The sequence below is a fragment of the Paenibacillus sp. FSL R7-0179 genome (assembly GCF_038002265.1).
In the GTDB taxonomy this organism is placed as follows: domain Bacteria; phylum Bacillota; class Bacilli; order Paenibacillales; family Paenibacillaceae; genus Paenibacillus_AQ.
Window position 1 is genome coordinate 1,063,964 of record NZ_JBBOCC010000001.1, and the last position, 25,809, is coordinate 1,089,772.

19 protein-coding genes are annotated in these 25,809 nt (G+C 51.0%); 12 read left to right on the top strand and 7 right to left on the bottom strand.

The genetic code is table 11. The annotated features are described in order from the left end of the window. Positions 1-31: 31 nt before the first annotated feature. The gene (locus tag MKX63_RS04630) at positions 32-1,444 is read right to left on the bottom strand and encodes an MFS transporter (RefSeq protein WP_341015558.1); all 1,413 of its coding nucleotides are present in this window, start codon (positions 1,442-1,444) and stop codon (positions 32-34) included. Positions 1,445-1,585: 141 nt separating this feature from the next. Here MKX63_RS04630 and MKX63_RS04635 point away from each other — a divergent pair, with 141 nt between their 5' ends. The 6 genes from MKX63_RS04635 to nikE all read left to right on the top strand — a co-directional run bounded on the left by MKX63_RS04635 (position 1,586) and on the right by nikE (position 7,223). Next, positions 1,586-1,945 carry an ArsR/SmtB family transcription factor gene (locus MKX63_RS04635; RefSeq protein ID WP_341015560.1) on the top strand — a complete coding sequence of 120 codons (360 nt, stop codon included), beginning with the start codon at positions 1,586-1,588 and terminating at the stop codon, positions 1,943-1,945. A 178-nt stretch (positions 1,946-2,123) separates the two neighbouring features. Further along, positions 2,124-3,743, top strand: a complete 1,620-nt coding sequence (gene nikA, locus MKX63_RS04640) for a nickel ABC transporter substrate-binding protein (protein ID WP_341015562.1) — start codon at positions 2,124-2,126, stop codon at positions 3,741-3,743. Between the two features lie 22 nt (positions 3,744-3,765). Continuing rightward, on the top strand, positions 3,766-4,713 hold the full coding sequence (gene nikB / locus MKX63_RS04645; RefSeq protein WP_341015564.1) for a nickel ABC transporter permease: 948 nt from the start codon (positions 3,766-3,768) through the stop codon (positions 4,711-4,713). Continuing rightward, positions 4,710-5,540, top strand: a complete 831-nt coding sequence (gene nikC / locus MKX63_RS04650) for a nickel ABC transporter permease subunit NikC (RefSeq protein WP_341015566.1) — start codon at positions 4,710-4,712, stop codon at positions 5,538-5,540. The genes nikB and nikC overlap by 4 nt, the downstream gene beginning before the upstream one ends. Positions 5,541-5,559: 19 nt before the next feature. Further along, positions 5,560-6,384, top strand: coding sequence for an ABC transporter ATP-binding protein (locus MKX63_RS04655; RefSeq protein ID WP_341015568.1), 825 nt, complete (start codon positions 5,560-5,562; stop codon positions 6,382-6,384). Positions 6,385-6,404: 20 nt separating this feature from the next. Next, positions 6,405-7,223 (top strand): nickel import ATP-binding protein NikE, encoded by an 819-nt coding sequence (gene nikE / locus MKX63_RS04660; protein WP_341018516.1) that lies wholly within the window; start codon positions 6,405-6,407, stop codon positions 7,221-7,223. A 362-nt stretch (positions 7,224-7,585) separates the two neighbouring features. Here the strand turns inward: nikE and MKX63_RS04665 are convergent, their stop codons facing one another. Together MKX63_RS04665 and MKX63_RS04670 are read right to left on the bottom strand one after the other, a co-directional pair. Continuing rightward, a complete protein-coding gene (locus MKX63_RS04665) occupies positions 7,586-9,232 on the bottom strand; it encodes an ABC transporter substrate-binding protein (RefSeq protein ID WP_341015570.1) in 1,647 nt (548 codons plus the stop codon). A gap of 18 nt (positions 9,233-9,250) precedes the next feature. Beyond that, a complete protein-coding gene (locus MKX63_RS04670) occupies positions 9,251-11,611 on the bottom strand; it encodes an AraC family transcriptional regulator (RefSeq protein WP_341015571.1) in 2,361 nt (786 codons plus the stop codon). Between the two features lie 207 nt (positions 11,612-11,818). Here MKX63_RS04670 and MKX63_RS04675 point away from each other — a divergent pair, with 207 nt between their 5' ends. The 6 genes from MKX63_RS04675 (at position 11,819) to MKX63_RS04700 (ending at position 21,521) form a co-directional block, all read left to right on the top strand. Next, entirely contained in the window at positions 11,819-14,401 is a 2,583-nt protein-coding gene (locus MKX63_RS04675; protein WP_445323475.1) for an S-layer homology domain-containing protein, read from the top strand. A gap of 246 nt (positions 14,402-14,647) precedes the next feature. After that, entirely contained in the window at positions 14,648-15,055 is a 408-nt protein-coding gene (locus MKX63_RS04680; protein WP_341015572.1) for a BlaI/MecI/CopY family transcriptional regulator, read from the top strand. A 2-nt stretch (positions 15,056-15,057) separates the two neighbouring features. After that, positions 15,058-17,145: a M56 family metallopeptidase gene (locus MKX63_RS04685; RefSeq protein ID WP_341015575.1), complete on the top strand. Its 2,088-nt coding sequence runs from the start codon at positions 15,058-15,060 to the stop codon at positions 17,143-17,145. Positions 17,146-17,191: 46 nt separating this feature from the next. Next, a complete protein-coding gene (locus MKX63_RS04690) occupies positions 17,192-18,394 on the top strand; it encodes a DUF4179 domain-containing protein (RefSeq protein ID WP_341015577.1) in 1,203 nt (400 codons plus the stop codon). Positions 18,395-18,517: 123 nt separating this feature from the next. Beyond that, positions 18,518-18,997, top strand: a complete 480-nt coding sequence (gene rlmH / locus MKX63_RS04695; protein WP_341015579.1) for a 23S rRNA (pseudouridine(1915)-N(3))-methyltransferase RlmH — start codon at positions 18,518-18,520, stop codon at positions 18,995-18,997. 400 nt (positions 18,998-19,397) lie between these two features. Next, on the top strand, positions 19,398-21,521 hold the full coding sequence (locus tag MKX63_RS04700; RefSeq protein ID WP_341015581.1) for a hypothetical protein: 2,124 nt from the start codon (positions 19,398-19,400) through the stop codon (positions 21,519-21,521). A gap of 363 nt (positions 21,522-21,884) precedes the next feature. On the opposite strand, the gene MKX63_RS04705 is transcribed toward MKX63_RS04700, so the two are convergent. The 4 genes from MKX63_RS04705 to MKX63_RS04720 all read right to left on the bottom strand — a co-directional run bounded on the left by MKX63_RS04705 (position 21,885) and on the right by MKX63_RS04720 (position 25,793). Next, complete coding sequence (locus tag MKX63_RS04705) at positions 21,885-23,540, bottom strand: recombinase family protein (RefSeq protein WP_341015582.1); 1,656 nt, start codon at positions 23,538-23,540, stop codon at positions 21,885-21,887. A gap of 21 nt (positions 23,541-23,561) precedes the next feature. After that, the gene (locus MKX63_RS04710) at positions 23,562-25,094 is read right to left on the bottom strand and encodes a recombinase family protein (protein ID WP_341015583.1); all 1,533 of its coding nucleotides are present in this window, start codon (positions 25,092-25,094) and stop codon (positions 23,562-23,564) included. Positions 25,095-25,102: 8 nt separating this feature from the next. Then, entirely contained in the window at positions 25,103-25,264 is a 162-nt protein-coding gene (locus MKX63_RS04715; protein WP_341015584.1) for a hypothetical protein, read from the bottom strand. 61 nt (positions 25,265-25,325) lie between these two features. Beyond that, complete coding sequence (locus MKX63_RS04720; RefSeq protein WP_341015585.1) at positions 25,326-25,793, bottom strand: JAB domain-containing protein; 468 nt, start codon at positions 25,791-25,793, stop codon at positions 25,326-25,328. Positions 25,794-25,809 lie beyond the last annotated feature (16 nt).

Genomic DNA, 25,809 nt, shown 5'->3' on the forward strand with positions numbered 1-25,809 from the left:
GGATATAGCATTACATTAAAAGTATTGTTATCTAGCAGTCTGCGGCTTTCGCCATCTCGGACAGCGGGCTGCGCTGACTGCCCCGCAGGTAGATAAAGGCGGAGCCAATCGCCACGATTGCTGCAACGGACAAGCCCCAGTAGATGTTGGAGTAAGCGGCCTGAAGCGGCAGGCTGCGCTGCCATTCCAGGGCGCTGGCGGCCATTGCTACGCTGAAGGCACCGCTGAAGAACTGCAGCAGCTGGAAGAGCCCCATCCCGGAGCCGATCTGCGAAGCAGGCAGGATGCGCGAGATTTCATTCGACACACTGCTCGACAGTACAGTGAAGGACAGGCTCATGATCATGTAGACGAGCATGACGGCGATCCATGATTGTCCGGCGAATAGGGCGAACAATACGGTGGCGGCCAGAACGAGCAGAGGTGCGAAGCGCAGAATTCCGGTGTTGCCGTAGCGGTCAATCATCCGCCCGACCAGGCGGGAGACGAAGATGGCCAGCAATGAGCCCGGGAAGATGACCAGGCCGGCATGGCTGGCGCTGAAGCCGAAGCGGTGAGTCAGAATCTGCGGCAGCAGGAACAGGGTAGCGAAGCTGCACAGGTAAGAGGCAACCCCGATCAGTGCCAGTACCAGATAGGACCGGTTGCTGAACAGCGCGGGCAGCACGAATGGATCAGGGGTCGTGCGGATACGCCCTACGAATAGGGCAATCGCGGCGATGCCGGCGATCAGCGCGATCCACAGTCCGCTGGTCAGGAACAGCAGAAGACCTGTGGTACCTACGCCGAGGAAGATTCCGCCCAGGATGTCGAATGAGCCGCTAGCCGGAACTTCCTTGGGCAGCAGGATCAGGAATAGCGGCACCAGCAGCAGAATGGCGGCAGTGACTGCGAACAGCCAGGTCCAGCCGAGGTATTCAACAATGGAGCCGCCGGCTACCGGGCCCAGACCGAGTCCCAGGGAGACGGCCGACATGATCGTCGCCATGGCTTTGCCGCGCCTAGCCTGCGGAATGTAGCGGGTGAACAGGACAAGAGACAGCGACATCACGGCGCCTGCACCTGAGGCTTGCAGAATACGAACAATCAGCAGGAAGATGAAGCTGGTGCTGAAGAATCCGGCCACAGCAGCAAGCCCTAGGGTCAGCAGCCCGATAATCAGCAACCGGCGGATCGGCAGGAAGTCCGAGAGCCGGCTGTATGTGATTGAGGCAATAGAGAACATGATGGAATACCCGGTTACAATCCAGGAGGCGGACGCTGCGGTGATGCCGAAGGTCTCGGTTACATCGGGCAGGGCCAGATTGAACATCGCTGTGTTCATAATCACGAGCACGACAGCAATGCTGAATAGCAGAGTTAGCAATCCTTCTCGTGGAAGAACTGCTTGCGGAGCAGCCATTGAATGCTCTTGATCGCCCTCAGAAGCAGGTGATGAGGTCATGAGAAAGCCACTCCTTCATTAAGTTATTGTATTGTTCGATTACTTACGAACTATTGAAATATAGCATGCACTAATGTAAAATGCAATTAGGAAATCATCGTGAAAAGAATTACTATTATATACTCTGAAGGAGTCTTATTCATGAAGCAGCTCCATCATCCCGACCGCAAGGACATTCAACTCGCCTCAGTGTTGTATGCACTCAGCGACCCGATCCGCCTATATGTAGTGTCGGAGATCTGTAACCACGGCCCCAAGGCCTGCAACAGCTTCAAGGTGCCGATTGCCAAGTCCACGCTGACCCACCATGCCCGGACGCTGCGCGAAGCGGGTGTCATTCATACCCGGGTGCAGGGTACCCAGCGCATTCTGTCCCTGCGGACGGAAGATTTGGACGAGCGGTTCCCCGGGCTGCTGGATTCCGTATTGCAGGCTTACGTCAGTCCTGGCCCAGACGAGGGATTCGGGGAGCCGGAAGAAGAAGGGCAAGAACAGGGATAATTATTTATATAACGCATGACATATACCGTATGAAACATATGCCACTCCAGGTTCTGGGGTGGTTTTTTGGTATGTACAGAGCATACAACCGTTACCATTGACAGAATTGTATCGGGTACAGTAATATTTTAAATTGTATTGATAATCATTCTCGATTAGAAAAGAGGAAGTCAACGCTATGTTCGCATCTAAAGGTAAAAGACTGCTGCAAGGCCTGCTCGTATTATTGGTTATATCCATGGCCGCTGCAGGCTGTTCATCGAATACTACGGAGAAATCATCGGCTGCCGGAGACTCGCAAGCCACGAAGACCCTTACAATGGCATGGCCCCGGGATATTGGACCGATGAATCCGCATTTATATAATCCGTCCCAGCTGCTGGCCCAATCTATGATCTATGAGCCGCTTGTCAGTTATCAGGACGGGAGGCTTGTTCCCGCTCTGGCCGAATCCTGGACGCTGTCACAGGATGGCAAGGTATACACATTCAAGATCCGCAGCAACGTCAAGTTCTCGGACGGAACGGCTTTTACCGCACAGCTGGTGAAGAAGAATATGGATGCGGTCTTACATAATAAGAAGCTGCACACGTGGCTGGGCATGATCCCGCTGATTGAGAAGACAGAAGCGGTGGATGACACTACGTTCCGGCTTACGCTGACAGAGTCGTATTATCCGGCACTGTATGATCTTGCAGTAGTGCGGCCGGTACGCTTCCTTGGCGAGGCGGGCTTCCCCGAGGATGGCGATACGTCCAAGGGCATTCGCAGCCCGATTGGAACCGGACCTTGGGTGCTAAGCGAGTATAAGAAGGATGAATCGGCAACCTTTACACCGAATCCGTACTATTGGGGCGATAAGCCGAAGGTGGACAAGGTGGTGGTGAAGGTGATCCCGGATGCGGAGACGCGTGTGCTGTCTTTTGAAAAAGGGGATCTGGATCTGATCTACGGCGAAGGTCTCATCAGCTATGACGCCTACAAGGAGCTTGAGAGCACCGGGAAGTACGTCACTAAGCTGTCTAAGCCGATTGCAACCCGGAATCTGGTGTTGAATACCATGAACGCGAAGCTTGCTGATCTTAAGGTCCGTCAGGCACTTGGCATGGGCTTCAATAAGGAAGCGATGGTCGAAGGAGTGACGCTGGGGCTGGAGGAGAAGGCAGACAATATCCTGCCGCCGAATCTGCCTTATGCCAATCTCAAGGTAACTCCGGTGAAATATGATGTGGAGCAGGCGAATGCTCTGCTTGATGAAGCGGGCTGGAAGCTGCCTTCAGGTGGGGGCGTGCGGGAGAAGGATGGACAGAAGCTTGAGCTGGAGCTGATGTATGACAAGGCGGATCAGACGATGAAGGCGATGGCGGAGACCCTGCAAGCGGAATGGGCGGGAATCGGTGTGAATCTGAAAATCACCGGCGTCGAGCTGACCGTCTACATCCAGCGCAGAAAGGCCAATGAGTTCGATATGAATTTCTATTCGACCTTTGGTGCGCCATATGACCCGCATTCCTTCATGACGGCTGTGGTTCAGCCGGGCTATGGGGTCTCGGATACCCTGGCGGCTCTGCCAATGAAGGCTGAGATTGATAAGAAAATCAAAGCAGCCATGGCAACAACAGACGATAAGGTCCGTACTGAGCTGTTCGGCTCTGTGCTCACTACGCTGCAGGAACAGTCTTCAATCCTTCCGATATCCTACATCAAGCAGATGGCAGTGTACCGGGACAATGTGGCTGAATTCAAGTTCCCGTCCAACCGGGATGAATACCCGCTTCATGGAATTGAGAAGAAGTAGTAGTCACGCGGGAGGGTTCTAAGTGGGCGTATATATCGGAAAAAGAGTGCTGGCGATCATCCCCATCCTTCTGTTCTCCTCACTACTGATGTTCGTGATGATCCGGGTGGGGCCGGTCGACCCGGCTGAGGCCTATCTGGCAGCGTCCCATATCCAGCCGGATGATGAAGTGCTGGCCGCTAAGCGGCATGAATTCGGGCTGGACCAGCCGCTGCTGACGCAATATGTTCAATCGGTAGGCCGGCTGCTCCGGCTGGATTTCGGCCATTCCTACCTGTCCAATATGCCCGTATGGGGAGAGGTTGCCCAGAAGCTGCCCGCAACGCTTCAGCTTGCGTCTGCCAGTATCGTGCTGGCGCTGGTGGTCAGCATCCCGCTTGGGGTGGTAGCGGCGATTTACAAAAACCGGCTGATAGATCATGTGATCCGGGTATTCGCTTATATCGGCGCTTGTGTCCCAGTCTTCTGGATCGGCTATCTGCTGATGTTTTTCATTTCGGTTAAGCTGGAATGGCTGCCTGTGGAGGGCAGAGGGTCCGTGCAGCACCTGATTCTTCCGTCGATTACCTTGGCGCTCTGGCTGATTGCCATCTACGCGCGCCTGCTGCGGACGACCGTCCTGGAGGAGCTGAAGGAGGCTTATGTCCGTTATGCCCGGGCTAGAGGGATTAAGGAACATGTGATTCTGTATAAATACGTGCTGAGAATTGCCATAGCACCGCTTATTACAGGACTGGGCATCAATCTGGGGAAGCTGCTGACAGGAGCGATTATCGTAGAGCAGGTATTCTCCTGGCCGGGCTTCGGCCGGTACTTCATTGAAGCGATCATTAACCGTGACATTCCGGTGATTCAATGCTATGTCATGCTCTCGGTCTGTGTGATTGCCGGGAGCAATCTGCTCGCCGATCTGCTCCAGCTCTTCCTGGACCCGCGAATTGCGCGTAAAGGGAGGGCCAGCCAAGGATGAATAACTTAAGCAGCCGCTTCAAAGGCAAGAGAGTGATCATGCTCTGCGGCAGCCTGCTGATCCTGTTCGGTCTTGCTGGCCTGTTAGCTCCGTGGATCTCACCGCATGACCCGATACGGGTGAACCTGGCAGCGAAGCTCAGTCCGCCCTCGTGGGAATATCTTCTGGGGACAGATCAGCTGGGGCGGGACAATCTATCCAGGCTGCTGTATGGAACACGGATCTCGCTGGGCTTTGCTTCACTTATTTTTGCCGCTTCTTTAGGGGTGGGACTCCTCGCAGGAGTGGTTTCGGGGTACATCGGCGGGTGGCTGGATGCTGTGCTGATGCGGTTGTGCGATGGCATTATGTCTTTTCCCAGTATGATTCTGGTCTTCGGTCTGATCGGGATTCTGGGGCCGGGCCTGTCACAATTGGTTATTGCGCTGATGCTGGTGCAGTGGGTGTACTTCGCCCGGATGTTCCGGAATATGATTGTCAGCCTGAAGGAGCGGAATTTCATCACGGCAGCGCGGATCAGCGGCTCCTCCCCCTGGCAGATCATGAGCAGACACCTGATTCCCAACATTCTGCCGTCGATTGTGGTGATTGGGACGCTTGAGATGGGCTGGGCGATTATGGATATCTCCGCGATGTCCTTCCTGGGCCTGGGCGTCCAGGCGCCTACACCGGAATGGGGGGCGATGCTGAACGAAGGGAAATCCTTCATCCGCAATCATCCCGAGCTGATGCTCTATCCGGGATTGATGATTATTATAGTTGTTGCTTCGTTTAATCTGCTTGGCGAGGCGCTGTCTGAACGGTACGGGATCAAACGAGGCTCCTGAAAGAAGGAATGAGCGAATCATGGAACAAGCGGAATATGTGCTGCAGGTGAAGAATCTGAAGGTATCAGTGGAGACAGCTTCAGGAGTTCTGCCCCTCATAGAGGACGTTAACCTGGAGCTGAAGCCGGGGCGTGTGCTGGGTCTTGTGGGAGGCAGCGGCAGCGGAAAAACCGTTACGTCACTGGCGCTCCTCCAGATGCTGGACCGGCAGACGAGTGTGATCGAAGGCAGTATCCGGCTGCATACCCGTGAGCTGAACGGACTCCCGGAGAAGGACATGCGCAGGCTTCGCGGCAGTAGTCTTGCGCTGATTATGCAGAATCCGATGACGGCCTTCTCTCCGGTGTATACCATTGGTGCGCAATTCGTGGAGTCGATACGTACACATATGAAGCTGGGGAAAAAAGAAGCCAAAGCCTGCATGATCCGTTCCCTGGCCGATGTGAATCTGCCCGATCCCGAAGCGCTGCTGGGAAAGTATCCGTATGAGCTGAGCGGGGGGATGCTCCAGCGGGTGATGCTGGCGCTCACCCTGTGTCTGAAGCCCTCCGTGATCATTGCCGATGAACCTACTACGGCTCTGGATGTGTCTAATCAGCTTCAGGTGCTGCGGCTGCTGGACCGGATCCGCCAGGAGCATGGAACTGCTATTCTGCTGATCTCCCATGACCTCGGCGTCATTGCGGAGCTGGCTGATGAAGTTGCGGTCATGCAGCACGGGCGGATTGTTGAGACCGCTGATGTATTCGAGTTGTTCGACCATCCCCGGCATGAATATACCCGGGAGCTGCTGGCAGCAAGGCCGCTGCTCCAGCTTAGTCCGCAGTTAGGGGGCCAGCTATGACCGGAATGGCGGCAGAATACATGCTTGAGGTCAGGGAAGTTACCCATACCTATGCTGCATCCCGCCGGTGGAGACGTTCGGAGAAGCAGGAATATGTGCTGTCCGGCGTGTCTCTTCATATAGAAGAGGGAACCTGCCTGGGGCTGCTGGGATCAAGCGGAGCCGGTAAAAGCACCCTGGGCCGGGTTATTCTCGGGCTGGAGCCGCCCCGCGCGGGCCAAGTGCTAATTCAGGGACAGGATCTGTATAAGCTGAGCCCGCAGGCGCGCAGGACCATCCGCCGCGATCTGCAGGTGGTCTTCCAGGATTGTTATTCTGCCGTGAATCCCCGGATGACAGCAGAGCAGATTATTGGCGAGCCGCTGTCCAATTACGAGTCCTTGAGCGTTCAGGAGCAGAAGCGGGCGGTAGGCGAGCTGCTGGAGTGTGTCGGGCTAAGCGCGGCGGACATGCAGAAGCAGCCCTACCAATTCAGCGGAGGACAGCTGCAGCGGATCAATATCGCCAGGGCGATTGCGCTGAAGCCTAAGCTCATCGTGTTGGATGAGGCGGTTAGTAGTCTGGATATGATTAATGGGGCGAATATTTTGCGGCTGCTTGGGGAGCTTCGGTCTGCGTTCGGCCTGTCCTATCTGTTCATCACCCATGATATTAAGGCCGCCTGTATGATCTCAGACGCACTGGCTGTCATGGATCAGGGCAAGATCGTGGAATATAACGACAGTAAGGAGCAGTTCCTGCAGTCCTCTAATCCTGCGGTTCGCAGCATGCTCGATTCCATGCTTGCGGAGCATCCGCGGAACCGGCACAGGGAGCTGCCCGGGAACGCTGTACAATAATGCCGCAAAGTATCTGAGTCATCATCGAAGCTAAAGTCCCACAATGCAGGCGTGTGGCTCGAATGTATGCAAAAAACAGCATACATTAGCTGGCGCGCAGGCGCATGGCCCGAATGTATGCGAAAAACAGCATACATTGGCTGGCGCCGCAGGCGCATGGCCCGAATGTATGCGAAAAACAGCATACATTGGCTGGCGCCGCAGGCGTGTGGCCCGAATGTATGCGAAAAACAGCATACATTTGCTGTCGCGCAGGCGCATAGCCTGAATGTATGCAAAAAACAGCATACACTGGCTGTCGCGCAGGTAATCTCCTAAGGTACCGTTCTTTAAAAGGACGGAAAGGGCGATACCTTTTCCACTTATGGATCAAGCTTCTTATAGGAAGCATTTGCTTCCGCCAGTACCTCCGCACCGCCCGCCGTCAGGAACTCCTCCACGAACTCCCCGAATTCCTCCAGCGGACGCTCCCCGGTGATGAAGGCAATGTACGCCTGGTCTCTTAGCTTAATAAGTCCAGGGCCGTTCCTGATCAGAGAAGGAGTAGCCACCTCCAGGGCATTATAGATGCCGTCGTGATCCAGCCCCAGGGTTGCCGCCCATTGCTCACTCCGGCCGGCAGGAAGGATAGGCAGGGTCATGCCGATCCCCGCACCGATCGTATTCTGGTAGCTGAACATATGGTTATACGGCGGCAGCAGGATGATCTCCTTCCTGTCCGTTCCGGCCCAGTCCCAGTGTGTCCCCTGAATACCGTACTGCAGAGATGCCGCCTTATCGGGGTCAGGATTTGCGCTGACGTAGTCCAGCAGCCGGAGGATCCTCTCCAGCTTGCCCGGCTCCTGCGTGGCATCCGCGCCAATGGCGGTGAAGCTCATTAGCATGTCGTAGGCTTTGGAGCCGCGTCTGCCGTCCGGGCCGCTAACCGGCCGCCCGAAAGCGATCTTGGCCTGCGGATGCTTGGCAGTTAACTCCTTGACGTTAAACATGGCTTCTACCGGAACCAGACTGGCGGACTTCTGGTCATCCAGTCTCCAGTCCGTATAAGCTCCTGCCTGTGTCCAGTGATAATAATTGCCCATGGAGGTCATGCCGATCCGCCCGTTAATGAAGGCGTGCGACAGATGCTTGTAGCCTCCGCTATTCTCCCCGGTGATGAACTCGGGATCAATGACCCCGTCCCGGTACCATTTGCGGAGATAACGCAGCGCTTCCTGCATATCCGGCTCCAGAGCGCCAATGACCAGCCCCTGATCCTTCCGGCTGAAGTAGAGCTGATCCGTGAAGACCATCTGCCCGAACGCGCCGAAGACCACATTCATGCCCTCCTGCGACAAGCCGTAGGTGTCCCGGATCCCGTTGCCGTCCGGGTCTTCGTTCGCAGCAGCATAGATGAATTTCTCGAAGTCGGCCAAGGTGTCCGGCACCTTAAGGCCGAGCTTGTCCAGCCAATCCTGCCGGTAGACCACAGGGACCCGGTAGATGTTGGTAGGATTAATGACCGGTATGCCATAATAGGTCCCGTTAATGCGGCCATATTGCTGATAGGCCGGTGCATTCTCGCGGATGGCCTTAAGAATATTGGGAGCGTAGGTGTTCAGCAATTCCTCAGGAATTGGCGCGAGCACGTCCTGCTGCTGGTACTTCAACAGATCCTGGGTCTGCCGGACCCGGAACAGGTCGGGAATGCTGCCTTGCACCAGCCTCTGGTCAAGCAGGGATTCGTATTTGTTGTTCGGCAGATTCCAGAAGTCCAGATCTACGTTGAACTTCTGCTCCAGCTCCCGTACCATTACGGCATCCTCCGCAACCGGCAGATTCTGATGCATGGTCCAGGAGATTTTGAGCTTCGGGGCAGAGGCAGCAAGAACAGCAGAATCAGCAGAGTCAGAAGCGGAAACGGATGTATCCGGCAGCTCTTGTCCTGGCGCAGATGAGAGGAAAGCGGGCTGCCCGCTACAGCCGCAGATCAGCCCCAGGAGGGGCAAGAGCACTAATCTTTTATACATATACATATGGCACCCTCCTTATCCCATGCTAATCTCCGCCTGCGGCGGCAGTGTATTCACGGTTCGCAGATAATTCCCCGGCGTACAGCCGTAGATCTCCTTGAAGCGCTTGATGAAGTATGGAGTCGTTCCATAACCGACCGTGCCGGCGATTTGTTCGATCGACATGTTGTTGTTCTCAATCAGCCGCCGGGCCTCTTCCATCCGTATGCCGGTAATATAGTCGGTGTAGGTGACCCCCAGCTCTTCCTTGAACAGCTTGCTTAGATACTTAGGACTGATGAACACCTTGGCGGATACAGCATCCAGCGATAAATCCCCGGACAGATGCTCCCCGATATAGGCCTTAGCCGCTTCAATGGCCCAGAGTGCGCGGTCACTGTTCCGTTTCTGTGTCTCCATAATGAAGCTGCCGATGGAGGCGGCGAACCACTCCTGCAAATGTCGGATATCCGGCAGGGCAATATATTCGTTATACAGATCCAAAGGCCCGTGCGCGGAAGGGGTGTAGCGGATGCTTTTCAGATAATCTGAGTACATAAATACGGTGTTCGCCAGAACGAAGTGGCAATAATCCGCCGGGTAGCTGCCTTCCCGCATGACGGCTATCAGCTGCTCCAGCGCGGCCAGAGTCTCATCCAGCTGCCGGGTCTGCAGCTTATCCTTGAATCTCATTAGTACAGGCTGCGGAATTTCGTCCAGACTCTGCTCCTTCTTCAGCAGCTCCCGGTCCTTCAAGACCCTGCTCTCCGGCAGAAAATAAGCATACTTCATCAAGGTCTGCGCTTCAGCGTAGCTCGTGTGGAGAAGGCTGATGGCATCCACCCAGCAGCCCTGCGAGAGCTGAATATTCAACTGGAACTGCTGCTCCGCCGCTGCTGTAATCCGGTCCGAGAGCTGTTCGAGCAGCGTCCCGGAGGCTTCGCGCGCGCTGATAATGACAACCGTCTGCTTGTCCGGCAGCTCCTCAGCCAGAATACGGATTCCGTGAAGCCGGATCGCTTCAAGCTCTTCGGTCATCCCGCTCATGGCTGCCTGCAAGCCGCTAAGACTCATGCGGGCATAGGCTCCACGGGTGTTGAGGAGCAGGCAGCAGTAATAACGGTGCTCGGGAGAGAGTCCCAGGAATTGCGGATCTGCGGTTACACTGCCTTGGGCAGGGCTGTCCTGAAGGAGATTCAGGATCATGTTCTGCCGGATATGCGGACTGCTGGCCTCAAGCGTCCCCTCCAGTGTGGTGACTTTGTCGTTCAGGCGGTTGAAGGCGGAGTCAATAATTCCGAATTCGTTAAGGGCGGGTCCCCGCACCCCTGGCAACTCAGGCCCAGGGCCGTAGAGGTCCTTAATCGTCCGAAGCAGCCGCTTAAGCGGACTGTAATTCAATTTGGCCAGAATGCCGGACAGACCGATTCCTACCAATAGAGCAAGCAGACACAGGGAGAGGATGACCCTCTGGACAACGAGCCATTTCTCATAGAAAAGGTTCGCCGGAGCCGCACTGAAGAGCTTCCACCCGGTGGTCGGCAGGTCCTGATAGGAAATGACGTAGGTGCTGCCCCCGATGTCCTGGCTCATGTTCCCGGAGGTCTCAGGAGAGGCTAGCGCATTCGAGATACTGGCCGCATAGGTGTCGGCCTGTGCGGCAGCATCTGGATTCGAGCCGGCCACGATTCCGCCGGAGGGCGTAGCAATGAAGCTGCTCTGATAGCGGGCAGGCATCATATTCTGCAGAATGGCGCGCAGCGCGCTCTCCTTCAGATCAATGGCAATCAGCAGCTCACTGGCTGCCCCGGGGGACTGGAACGGATAGCTGTGCACATAGGTGATCAGCTGGCTGCCGCTGCCGCCGGGGATGCTGGAGACGATATCGTCCGGCACGAACCGGGCCTCTGTCCAAAGGCTGTTAAGGGAATTAAGGTTCATGCCGTTCACCCAGTCCATCCAGTAGGCGGCCCCTGCCTGCTGGTCCGCGCGGAATTTCAGCCCATACAGCGAGGACAGCAGGAGATGCTGCCTGGGAGCATACAGATGAACGGCTTGAATCAGGTCCGAATGATTGGATACCTGCAGGTTCAGCGAATCCTGGAGACTGCTCACCTTGCTGAGATTCGCTGGAAGTGAAGCATCTGGCAGCATACGGAGCGCCGCCCGCTGGTTCAGAGAGACTTCCAGATAGATCTGCTGGACCCGCTGAAGCACGGAAGCTTCCAGGGTACGGGCGGTATTGTCAAGGATGAGCCGGTTGCGTCCCTGAAGCTCTTCCTTATAATGGTTCGAGAAATAGAGATAGAAGGCAGAACAGAGTAAGAGGACAATGACTAACACAACAGAGATGTATGAAGCCGCTAGGGCGGCAAAGGCAGAGTTCCATTTTCGCAAGATGTATTCTCCTCCCAGGCGGATTATACACTAGCCCCTCACAAATCTGTTCGGGATTCATGTTAAATCAATGTAAAATGGCCGGAAATGGTTGAATTGTTCCCAAAATCATAGAATTGCGAAATTGTGTTATTGAGCGGCGGTGGAGGCAGGTGCTATATTGAGTCCGATTCAGGCAATCAAAATAACAAGATAGGGGCTGACACATTGAACTTGAAGTCGAAAAGAAAGCTGTTGTCTGTTACGGCAGGTCTGGTACTCCTCACGAATTCTATCGCGGTACATCCTGCAGAGGCGGCCACGGATCATTCATTAACCGGGCTGCCGGCTGCTCCGGCATGGGGACATTTCGTAGATACTTATAAGAATAACACACCTGTGAATATGGCGGTGTATTCCAACCCCTCGATCGGTGTTCTCTCCGGCTTCCTGGATCTCTGGACACCGGGCGCCACCTGGGATACCGGGAAGATGAAGAATCCCGATGTGCTTAATTACAACATTCAATATGTAGCGGATCTGGCAAAGACCCGTACTCCGGCAGAGGAGGAGGCAGCGTATTACGATGACCGGCGGAACCAGACCTATGGTGCGGCTGACGGCCTTGGACCGTTGTCTGAGGTGTACCGTTCGATGTCAGGAACCTTCACGACCATTAACAGCATTCCAGATGATGCGACTACCGTGAAATACAATGATGGTAATGACAGTAATAAGGCCGGAGATTCCAGTTCAAGCTTGGGTAAAATGGTAGACCTGATCGGAATCATCCGCGGCAATTACGCTTCAACGAGCCAGGCCAAGAATTTCTACAGCTACAAGCGTCCGTTCCGCTGGAAGGATACCTCTGTGATTGTGCCGACCCTGGTGCCGGCGAGAAGCAGTACGCCTGCCACAGACGGCGGCTTCCCAAGCGGACATACCAACGCTTCCTATCTGGCAGCCCTGGCTCTGGCGTACTCCGTACCTGAGCGCTTCCAGGAGCTGATGGCCCGGGCCTCGGAGATGGGCAACAACCGGGTTGTCGCCGGGATGCACTCACCGCTGGACGTTATGGGCGGTCGGGTAACAGCCATGGCCTTCGCAGCGGGAGCGCTGAATGACCCGGATAATGCGGCATTGAAGCAGGCGGCTTACACGCAGGCCCATGAAGTGCTGCTCACACAGACAGGTACCGCAGAAGACCGGTTCACGGATTATGCGAAGAATAAGGCCCAGTATACCCAGCGGCTGACCTACGGCTTCCCGCAGATTTACTCCACGACTGAGCCTGCTGTTGCTCCTAAGGGAGCAGAGGTGTTGCTGGAGACCCGCCTGCCTTACCTGAGTGCGGATCAGCGTAGAGCAGTTCTCGTAACAACGGCACTCCCCTCCGGTTATCCACTGCTTAATGATCCCGAAGGCTGGGGACGATTGAACCTGTTCGCCGCTGCTGACGGGTACGGTGCATTTGCTGAGCCCGTAACGGTAGCGATGGACGCTGCGAAGGGCGGCTTCCACGCCGCAGACCGCTGGCGCAATGATATCTCCGGGACGGGCGGACTGACCAAGGAGGGGACTGGCACGCTTAAGCTGGCCGGCAGGAATACGTATTCCGGTGGCACAGAGGTGAACGCAGGTGTCCTGGAGGGAGAGTCGGCAACGGCCTTCGGTAAAGGAAATGTGACGAATACCGGCGGTTCTGTAGTTGATAACGTCTACGGTAAAATACTGATCGAAGGAAGCTTCACTCAGGCCTCCGAGGGTACGCTTGTACTGGACCTTACTGGAGCAGACGATATCCTTGAGGTTACGGGTGAGGTGAAGGCTGACGGGAAGCTGAAGGTGAACTTCGCGAACAGCTATGTTCCAGGCAACAGCCTGATTCCGCTCATTACGCATGGTGTCAGCCAGCGCAGCGGGCAGTTTACCTCCGTGGAGGTTGAAGGATTGCCAAGCAAATATAACGCCCACGTCATGTACCTGAGCGATCAGATTGCGCTTAGTATCACAGATACGGCAAGCGGCGGAACGGGCGGCGGCAATCCGGGCGGAACGCCGGGGACTCCGGCTGGAAATACCGGAACGGTACCAGGGACCAACGGCACCACACCTGGGAATGGCAGCACTACTCCTGCTGAACCGGAGAAACAGCCACAGAACGGCGTTAATCCGTTCCAATCCGGAGTGGTCAGCAGAGAAGCTGTATACAAGACCGTAACTGAAGCCATTGCAGCCACGAAGAATCAGAGCATCAGCTTCAAGGATACCGCAGGACACTGGAGCAGCAGCACCATCGCTACAGCTGTGAAGCTGCAGATCATCAGCGGCTATGTGGACGGCTCCTTCCGTCCGGATGCACCGGTGACCCGAGCTGAATTCTCAGCGATGATCGCCCGCTCCTTCGGGCTGGGCACCACTTCTGCTGCCCCTAAATTTGGTGATACAGCGTCCAACTGGGCGGCAGGCTATATCGGTGCTTTGGCCGATAAAGGCATCGTAACCGGCTACTCAGACGGCAGCTTCAAGCCGGGAGCGACCATTACCCGCGCTGAGATGGTTACAATCATCGGCCGTGTGCTTGATCTCGGCGTGCTCCAGACGGGCACTCCGGCAAGCTTCAAGGATGTCAGCAGCAGCTACTGGGCAGCTGACGCCATCCGCCAGGCGGCTTCGGCTAATCTGGTGAAGGGCATCTCTGCCTCAGCATTCGCGCCAAAGAATCAGGCTACCCGCGCTGAAGCGGTGGCCGTGATTATCCGGGCGCTGGAGAGCGACAGCTCCGTTAAAGCTCTGATTGCAGGGTTGTAAGCTGGAACTGAGTGACAGGAGTAAGTAAGTTCTTATGGATAGAATTTTTATGGATAGAAAGCAGGAAGTACAAGCCGCTGGCTTGTGCTTTTTGCTATGTTACAGTCACTTAGGGTTTCGTTCCGCGTGCTTTCATCACAATGTGGGCATATTTGACAAATTAAATCTACAAGTGTAATATATAGAACAAAGCTTGTATTTACACTTGTAGATTTAATTCTGCCGCCAAGAAATGGAGCTGTTATGATGAGTACAACCCCGAAGATTTCAGAAGCTGAATGGGAGATTATGAAGATTATCTGGGAGCATCATCCGCTCACCTCGGAACAAATCACCCGGCTCCTGCCTGCATCTGTGGAATGGAGCGAGCAGACGGTGCGCACCTTCGTCACCCGGCTGCTTAAGAAGAGCGCGATAGCGTATGAGAAAGTCGGCCGAAGCTATCTCTACTATCCGCTGGTGCCAGAGAATGAGTGTGTCCGGGCCGAGAGCCGCTCCTTCCTGAAGCGTGTTTTTGGCGGAGCTACCCAGTTAATGGTGACCAGCTTCCTGGAGGATGTGGAGCTGTCCAAGCAGGAGATTGAACAACTGGAACAGCTGCTCCGGGAGAAGAAGTCGCAAGGCACCAGCGGAAACTCAGGTAAGCAGGAATGAATATGATCTACGGATGGTTTGCCGGTATCGCAGAACAGACACTGGCGGCAAGTATGGTGATTCTGGCCGTGTTATTCCTGCAATATGTTCTGCGGAGATTCATCAACGCCCGGGTGCGCTACCTCCTATGGCTGCTTGTTATCGCTCGGCTGTTATTGCCTGCCGTACCGGACAGCCCTGTCAGTATGTTGCATATTCTCGGCAATAGTAAGCATTTCTTAACGGCTATCCTGGATAAGGGACCGGACACTGGAGCTTCTAAGGGTGAGTATCAGGAGCTTCCGCCGGGAGAGGGAGATCAGGTTACATATCCGGCTAATAACACCGTTTTGAATGTACAGGGGCAGACAGACATCCTCCGGGCAGAGGAAGGTGCTGTAGCGGATAACCGCAGCTCTGCGTGGGCCGTGGGCTATCCGCTCTGGATGAAGATAGGCACAGTGATCTGGCTGCTGGGCGTCATGCTTATGCTGCTGAATGGATTGTTGTACATACGGAGGATGCAGCGTGAGCGCAGACGGCTTAGACGGGTGAATGCCCCGGAGATTCTTAAGGTGGTTCTTGCCACCAGACGCCAGTTTGGAATAAGGAGAGCGATACCTATATATACTGGGGGTTCTGCTAACAACCCATATCTATCAGGATTAATGCGTCCATGGATCTTTGTCCCGGAGCAAGCTCTACAGGAACTGGATGCCTCCCGGCTGCGGCACATCCTCGCGCATGAGCTTGCCCACTGCAAGCGGAGGGATATGCTATGGAACCTGCTAGGGAGCCTAGCCGCCACGATACATTGGTTCAATCCTCTGATGTGGCTGGCGATCCGGCGGATGAAGCTCGATAGAGAGGTTGCGTGCGACGCCTATGTGTTGGAGGTATTAGGGGAAGAGGAGGCCATCGATTACGGGCTTACGCTGGTGGAATTCCTGAAGCACCTCTCACGGGTCCGGGAGCGGAGGGGTCATCTCTATTTCTCTAACCCGCAGCAGCGGCAACAGATTAAGAGAAGAATCCGTATGATTCAGTCTTTCCACAAAGGCTCCTACCGCATCTCCGCAGCAGCTGTAATTCTGGTCGCGCTACTCAGCATCGTGACGCTAACGGGTGCCTCAAGGGAGCCGGGTGAGTCTGTTGCCATGAGTACTAAGGCCAATCCCGCTGGTACGCTGACTGGAAGCGTTCCGGGGGAGGAACGTGCAGAACCGGCAATGGAGCAAGGGGAGTCCCTGGGGCCGTTATTGCACATGGATGTGGAGCAGACGGAGTATGTGACTCGTCATCATCTGCTTAAACCAATGAATATAAAGGTTGCTAAAGACGGTTACCAGGTTACGGTGACAGGCTTCATGGCGGACAGGAATCAATTGTTTATCTTCTATACTGCGAGCGTGGACGCCGGCAGGTCATTAGACTCTCATAATTCTCATTTTGTAGAATGGATCATTAGGGATGCTGTGACTGGCAAGCGAATTAATGGACAGACTGATCCGCGGAACACTACTAAACATCCGGAGAAGAATATTGAATATACGGCTGCCAAAATTCAGTTCGATCCGCCTTTGATGAACCCTTCCTCAAAGATCAAGGTTCAATTCCGGTTGCGTTCAGTGGAAGCAAATGGAACCAAGACACAGGAGTCCCCGGTACTTCAGACCACCTTAGATTTGGGGGCAAATTACTGGAAGCAAGAGGAACATACGATCCAATCGAAGGAAACGCTTGATGTAGGCGGACACAAGATCAGAGTGAAACTACAATTGACACCGCTCACAACGATAGTCACTTTTTATTCGGATAAACCGGTTTTTAAAAACACTGAATTCAAAAAAGCTTTCAATGAGAAATATGGTTCTCCAATGCTGTGGTGGAGCAAGACAGAAAAGGGAGAACATACGCAGCAAACACGCAGTACATCTATTACCTATACAGATTATGAGATGAACATGCTTGCAGAGACCTATTTCCTGATGGATAAACCGCAATCGCTGCGGCTGGATTTCGTCAAGAAGGCACCGGTACTGAGGGGAACGAAAGAGCCTGAGAGTTCATATCAAATGAATTTTGATCTTACGGCGCTGAATCAGAGCTGATTCGTTTCGGATAAAACTAATAATTTGTATGAAGGAGAGTGTAACTATGATTAAAATGAAGCGGAATGGTATGGAGATCTCAGAAGCAGCGCAGACGCAGCCTGTACAGGAGCCAAAGCAAGGGTCAGCGCCAGATCAACGGCGGTCTTCCAGAACCCGGTTATCTACCGCAATCGTCGCAGTCATGACAGCCGCAGCGCTGGTGCTCAGTCCTTTTGCTGTAACGGGTCAAGCGTTGGCTGCTCCAGCGGCAGCGGTGAAGCCATCGGCAGCACTGGCCCCTTTTGTTAAGCTAGGAATTCAGAATAATAAGCAGATCGAATATGCCATCAAGCATAATCTGGTCCAGCCCTTGAACACCGTTGTTACAAAAGACGGCTACAAGTTGACGTTGAACGGCGTTATCACCGACAAATATGAGCTGATTATTCTTTTCACCGCCCAGGCTGACAGTAACCGTGCATTCACATCTCAGGCGCCGCAAGTGCATGAGCTGCAATTGACGGATGCCATTACGGGGAAGGTCATCAGCGGCAAGAAAATGAATGATGCTGGAGTGTATGGCGTAAGCCCGGCTAAGCAAAACCATATCATGCACGGCACGGCTGTCATCCGTCTAACGCCCCCATTAACCACGGCTCCCCAAAAAGTAGCTGCTGAGTTTCGGCTAACATCGCTAACTGGCGGTGAGCTGAAACAGTTAGAGGCGATGGAAGCACAGATGATGGCAGAGGCTAAAAAAGCCTTTCAGGCGAATCCCAAGGACAAAACCTCCAAAACCAGTCCTGAGCTGCTGAAGAAGTATAACGCGCTGAAGGCCAAGGTGAAGAAGAGTCCGCCGCTGAAGGCAGTCTTTGAGATTGACCCTAAGGTCTCGGAGCAGGAATCTCTGACCCTGACACCGGAAGAGACCGTGGATATGGCTGGACATCAGATTAAAGTGAACATGGAACTGACGCCATTAACAACCATCACGACTTTATCCTCAGATGAAGCTGTGTTTACGGATAAGGCATTTAAGGAGAAATTTAACAATAATTACTACCCGTCACTATTGGTTAAGAGCGGGAACGGTGAGTACAAACCGCAAGAGGGCGGTTCTACTTATAAGTATTCGGATAATACACTGACCATCGTATCGGAAAACTACTTCCTGCTGGACAAACCGCAATCGCTCCGCCTGGACTTCATGAACCTGAAGGAGAATAAGGCTACACAGCAACTGATCATTGATTTATCTAGCCAATAAATGCAGAGCATTTGAAGTATCTTAGGGCCATCCGTGAAGGATGGCTCTTCTTTTGTCGGGATAGGGTGTGCAGGGATGTGATAAAATACAGGGACATAACAAGATCAGACCGATGGAGGCATTATGTTAATTCAACTGATAAGCGTAGGCAAATTGAAGGAAAAATATCTGACACTCGGCATCGCGGAATATGCCAAGCGGCTCACGCCCTACCTCAAGTTCCAGATGATAGAGGTGGCGGATGAGAAGGCCCCTGATAACCTCAGCGAAGCAGAGGTTATTCAGGTGAAGGTGCGCGAGGGCGAGCGTATCCTCGCGCAGATTAAGAGCGAGGCGCATGTCATTGCGCTCGCGATTGACGGCAAGCTCTGGAGCTCCGAGGAGCTTGCCGCCGAGATCGACCGGCTAGGCACCTACGGGACGAGCCATGTCGTCTTCGTCATCGGAGGCAGCCACGGCCTCTCCGATGAGGTGATGCGCCGCGCCCAGCAGCGCATGAGCTTCGGCCGCATGACGCTGCCCCACCAGCTCATGCGGCTGGTGCTGGTGGAGCAGGTTTACCGGGCGGTGAAGATAAATCGGGGGGAACCGTATCATAAGTAGGGCGAAATTTGGGTTCAGTAGTTTAGCGGTGCACATCAAAACTTGATGTAAAGTATTGAATCACTACGGTTACCCTTACATAGCTTCAATTAATAAAGGTATTCAGTATTTTTTTACCGATTACTAGGTGTTGTTTCAGGCGTATAGAGCGAACCCAAATTATAATTCTAAATATTTGATTGACTAATTGATGGGAAAAAGATTAGAATAAAAGTAACAATATGGGAAGCAGTTAACTGTATGTTCTTGACGGGACAGAACAACCTACGCTGACTAGAAACGATCGGAAACAGTCTACTATCGACCTTATTTTGGTTGCTGGGTGTATTGTCCGCACTTTTCTACTTAGGTAGGAGTGCGGATTTTTCATGTTGTTAATACAAAATGAGGTGAATTACGTATGAAAAATCAAAACCTAATGTCTGAAAACGGATTACTTTTTTTAAGCCCAGATGTGCGAATAATTGAAAAGGTTGGCTCAACTGGATCTGGTAAGACTTATGGAGATTTGCTATTTACAACTAAAGAAGCGTTCAAAGTGATTTCTTTATCCTCTGGTGAGGGAAGCGCAAGTTTAGGAGATCAAACAAAGGTATACACAGATAGGCTTATTGATCAAATAGTTGTAGCTGCTAAGTTAAGTGACGAAATTTTTACATGGGCTCAATTGATAGAAATGTATTTGAAAGTACTGACTAAAGTCGTAAAGACTTACTACAAAGATAATCATATTGATAAATCAGAACAAATGGAAAAGGAACTTGTTGGTGGATTTATTGAAGCTTTAAACAGTACGAGAAATACAGAAGCCCAACCTAGATTATTAAGTGAAGGCCAGCGCAGCGAGATTGCAATGCAAATCACAGAATATTCACTCCCTTTTCTTAATCAAAAAATACAAACTATTTACTATGAGGCGAAAAATTCGCTTAGGGAACTTGAAGCGAAACCGACCTCGCGTAAATTGGACGAGGCGATTAATCAACGGCTACAGATCACTATTGACTTCGAGGCACTGTTAATCGAAAGGCTTAGAACTACGCACGAATTTATTAATTTTCTTCTTAAACAACATTTTTTTAGATATTTTTCTGAAGATAAAATTTCTAATGACGATTATTATTATTACATTATCGACTTGAAGCAAACTGAGAAGAGTATTGAGTTCATTGAGGCAATGTTTTCAAATAACGACTTGAGTAGCGGGAAAAAACTTTCTATTGAAGTGTTATGCTCTGATGTTGTGATTTACGCTCCAATGAATGAAGGGACCAAACGTCTAATTAGAAGTAACCGGAATATGGAAATGGTTTTTCAAGGAATGGATGGCTCTCTCTCTTTGGGTAGTAGGGATACAAGGGGAATGTATCATGAAAGCGCAGACCAAAAGAAGGAGTCTGATTATTTACAGGAGTTACTATATGATCGGTCTTACGATGCGTTAATGTTAGTTTGTCCTTTATTTGGTGACAATAACCATTCGAAATTGCGTGAGGATATTAAAACAGGGTTGAAAAATTACAGTAAGCAAACGCCAATAATCATCCTTAATAACAAGGTTGATTTGCTAATAGATGATCGCTCTAAGGGATCTAATCAGTTAATTGATTTGTTTGAGCTTGATGATTTCCAACGCACGTCAGAGATTTCCTTTGATGAAATAAAAGCTGAAATAAACGAACGTGTAGGTAGCATACACCAAGAGTTTCAGTTAGCACAACAGAAACGCGGTAGTAGTCCTCTAGTGACAATCCCTTGTTACTTAAAACCACCAAGTACTATGCATCAGATTACTCATGAGATACATGAGGCGTATGGCCCTAAAAAGGCACTTCAATCAATCTTAACTGTACTTTCTGACGCATTGGTGTCATCAAGTGAGAAAGTTGATTTTTCTCTCAATAGTACACTTGAAAGTGGCTTCCCTTTTGAGATTAATAGGATGAAAATACGTGAACTAATTATTGAAGCATGGAATAATCCACAAAGTGCTAAAAAAGTACAACAACCTGCTTTGATTAATATTAAAGAGAACTTAGGAAAGACACCGCATGGTCAAGGTTATAATGCGCTTGGTTATAATTATCTTCCAAAAGGGAATGGTTGGACTTCAAATATTGATCAGAGTTATTTCATTAACTGCCAGTCGTTCTCTGTTACATTTCCTGCGAATCTTAGGAACTTTGTGACATCTGAACTGATTGGAAATATTATTGATAAGGCAGTTTCCTATCCAAATGGTATGTTTAAAACAGTCGAAGGACAAAACAAACTCAAGGATATCGTACAGACGCGTACATTTAGAAGTAATATCTTTGTAGCAAATGTACTCTTTGATAACGCATTTAAAGATGCGGAAAAAGCCGGATTTAGTTATTATGTTCGATTTAATAAGTTCCTCGAAATTTGTCACAATTATTTCAAGGAACAAAATACGGCTATTGAAATTTATACAGATGCATTGTTAAGAGAGCTTGAATACGCATTAGGTCTAGCATTCCGACTACACGTATATCTTAAGTAATAATCTGATTAAATTTAAAAAATTTGTTTAGAGGGATTCCCGAGAGGAGTCTCTTTTTCTTAGGGGCTCTTTGCTATACTGGGTGAAAAAAGTTGCGATTTAGGCCGATAGGGCGACCTGACATGGAGCCTCTGCGGCCATGAGTACTCGCAAAAGCCACGAAACCTAAGGATTTCACGCTGCAAATCAGCTTATCACGCCTACCCTCCATATAAGATTGCAGTCTATTTATACCCCTTGATGTAGCGAGAATGTTTCTTGTGTCTAATTTAAAACCAGGCTAAGGGACTGACTAATCAGTCCCTTATGTGATTAGATGAGTTAGAACATATAAGTCATAGCCGTTTGTATAACGTCTAAATGTTAGATGATGAGAGTTAGCTTGTTATCATGTTTTGAGACTTTTCCGGACAAAGGAAAAGCCCCTTCCGCTATGTTGTCAGCAGAAGGGGCCACGCTTAAAAAATGCTTTTCGGTCTCTGAATTGAAGCTGAGTTCTACATCCTTTACTCTCCGATTGTTGTCCAAGGTGATCTTCTTGACGATTAGGTGCAGGAGCGTCTTGCGTTGCTCGAATGGGGACTTGCGGAGCAGATCATCGAACCGTTCCATTAAGGAACGCACAAGCTCGTATGGTACAGGCTCAGCCTCGTCACCTTGCAACTCTAGCTCTAACCTGGATTTTCGGGTCAATTCATCGTCCAAATCGCCATTGATGCCATTCAGACGCTCGGAGAAAAGATCACGGTCTATCTGGTCCATTTCGTACAAGGAAAGATATTTCCGCTTGTTCTCCTCCAGCTTGGTGATTCTAGCCTTCGAACCAGCCAATTCCTCCTGAAGCGGCTTTATCCGGCCTACTTTCCTCTCATTGACGCTCTTCACGATAGCTTTCAGTAATTGTGGCTTGACCAGTACATTCTTGATTCTATCTATCACTGCTTGTTCGGCCTCCAGCTTACGGATACTATTCGCGTGACATACAGAGCTACCCTTACTGCGAAAACTGCTGCAGGAGTAGTACATCCGGGTTACTTTGGTGCCATCCTTCATCCGATTGATTGTTCGGCTTGCTGTCATGGCCGCTCCACATTCGGGGCAGCGGATGATACCTGTCAGCAAGTACTCTCCTTCGAAGCGCTTTTTGGGCATAGAGCTTTTTTTCTGCCGTAGCAGCCTAACCTTGTCCCAAAGGTTTTGGTCAATAATCGCCGGATGTAGTCCATCAACGAGAATAGGATTTGCATTTTTCCCTTTGCGCCTTTTTTCACTCCAATTCTCGTACTGGTTGTAACGTATCATACCTATGAACATCGGATTATCCAACAAGTCACGGATGGAGCAAGTGGAGAATGGACCGTTCGCTTTGGTTGTGTATCCTTCCTTATTAAGGGAATTGGCGATAGATTTGAGCCCCCTTCCGGAAGCGTACAGCTCGAATATCTTACGGACCAGCATAGCTTCTTCTTCTACAATAACTACCTCTGTGTGTTTGCCTCGGGAATCTGAAGTTCCTTTCACCACACGATAGCCCAGCGGAACCTTTCCATTGTGACTTCCAGTTTTTGCTCTTTGTGTATGACCCATCCTAACATTATCAACAATGGTGTTTCTTTCTAATTCTCCCACTGCTCCCATCATTTGAAGCGCGAAGCGGCCCATAGGGGTTTCTGTCTCGAAATTTTCAGAGAAGGAGCGGAAAGCGATATTGTTTTTGTCTAGCAAATCCACGATTTGAAGCAAATCGATATTTTTGCGTGCCATCCGATTGATCTTCCAGACGATGACTTCATCGAACAGTCCGCCCTCGGCATCTTTCAGTAGTTGTTGGAGTTCATACCTTCCTTTGATACTCTTTCCACTTACCCCACGATCCACATATTCACTCATTATTTGTTTATTATATAGCTTACAGTAGTTTCGCAGAGTGTCCAGTTGAGCATCAATAGAGTATCCATGCTCTGCTTGCTCATCCGTACTTACTCGCGCATAGATGGCAACTCGTATTATTTTTTGCATATTGGTATTCGCCCTTTCAAATTATTTTGGTGGGATTTGCAGATTGAGCAGGGCGTTATTGCCGTAAATGACGGTCTTTTGTATGTCTCGGTCAGGTGAGATAGCAATGCTTCGGATCAGGCTGCGATATAGTGCCTTTTGCTGCTCTGGTTGAGCGGTATGCAGGATCGTCCGCATATCTCCAAGCGCTTGTTGGATACTTGCCTTAGGATAAGAGTGTTCTGGGGTTTGTGATATTAAGCGTTCCAAAGTCACTCTCTCATGTACAAGAAGGTCGGATTCCTTTTTGATCTCGCTCAGGCGTTCCTTCAGCGTGTCATTATTGATATGACCGTCTTCAAAAAGTTCAAAGCAACGAAGGTTACGATTCTTCAATGAAGATAACTGTACATCAATTTGTATTATCTTTTTAAGATGAGGTTCCAGAGTGTTATCCCGCCGTTGGTTAATTTCTGTGATGAGCCTTGTAGCGATAGATGGATTGCTTAGAAAATGTATAATCTGTTCGTTGACCCAAGCTTCGACTTCTGGAGCCCTGACATGATTTGATCGGCAGATGGATGATCCGTGAGCGGAGGAGCGCCCACAGACGTAATACTGTGAACGGGATACAGCGCCATTTTTGCGGACTCTTCGTACATGTCCAGGTATCATTCCCTGTCCACACTCCGGGCATTTGAGCAACCCGGATAGTGGAAAGAAACGCAAATTAGTTTTTCTTACAGGATGAGAGCGATGGGATAACTGAAGCTGAACTTGCTTCCATAACTCTTCTGTGATAATCGGTTCATGGGTTCCGGTTACAAACTGTTTTTGAGAGCTATTTGAAGTGAATTGAACCTTTCCGATATAGTTCCAGTTGTTCAGGATTCCACGGATAGAAGTAGCACTGAAAGGTTTCCTACGTTTGGTACAAACTCCTCTTTTGTTCAGTTGGTTAGCGATGGATTTGTATCCTTGACCGCTAACGTAGGAAGCGAAAATTTCCTGAACCAATACAGCCTCCTCCGGTACAATTTCCACGCGTGAAAGATTTGGGTCAACAGGATGCGGGAACCATAAATAGCCCAGGACCTGGTTTCCACTATTCCATTTGCCTTTTTTGCTACGCTCACGCATACCGAGCTGTACGTTCTGAGAGATTTGTGCTCTTTCAAGCTGGGCTGTCGCACCCATCATTTGCAGGACAAACTTTCCCATCGTCGTATTGGTTTCCAAGCGTTCCTTGAGACTGTAGAGTCCGACTTGATTTTTTTCTAGAAGATCTACAATGCTGAGAAGGTCCTTCAGATTACGGGATAGCCGGTTGAGGCGCAGGCACATGACACGATTAAAGCAGCCCTTTTCGGCATCAGCTAGCAACTCCTGTAAGGCAGGTCTATTGTGGACATTACTAGCCGATATACCAGAATCTGTATACAATTTAAAAACTTTGGCATGGACTCTTTCGCAGTCTTCAAGGAGAGCCTCGCGCTGAGCGTCGAGGCTGTATCCTTCTACCTGCATTTCGGTTGATACGCGGATGTACAGAGCTACTATGATTTTATTTACCATACGTTCACCTAAGCTGCCTTTAATGGTTGGTCCGTAGAAACAACTTGAGCTGCTGGTACAGCTAGAGAATCGGCAAGAACGGAAGATTGGGCATCAAGGTATTGGCAGATCATATCGGAAAGAATGTTGATGAATAAGGTCATTTCGTTGGTTTCAGTTATGATTTCCACAGATGTGTCCTCCCTTAAAGTAGGTATGAATGTTTGTGCTATAGAAGTAGGGATCGCATTATTACATTAATCCCCGCTCCTTCATGCTCACGAACTGTCCACTGCCGAGGACCAAATGGTCAATGAAATCTATGCCAAGCAGCGTACCGGAGTCACGAAGGCGTTCAGTAATTTCTATATCCTCTCTGCTTGGCAGGGGATCGCCACTAGGGTGGTTATGAGCGCACATAACAGAAGCGGCATTCGATAATATGCAAATCTTGTAGAACTCTCTAGGGTGAACAAGAGAGGCATTCAATGTTCCTATGGATACAATTTGCAAGGCGAGTGGCTCATTCTTAGTGTTTAGGGTCAGTAGACATAAACATTCCCTATCGTAATCACCGATGAACTGTCTGAAAAGCTCAGCAGCATCTTCTGGTTTTCTAATTCTGCGCTCGGGGTAAAGGATAGATGATTGCTCCCGAACCATACGCAGACTGAGTATCTGAATGCGTTTTGCGGGCTTGTCTTTATCACCATTTGTCATTGATAGTTAGCCTCCT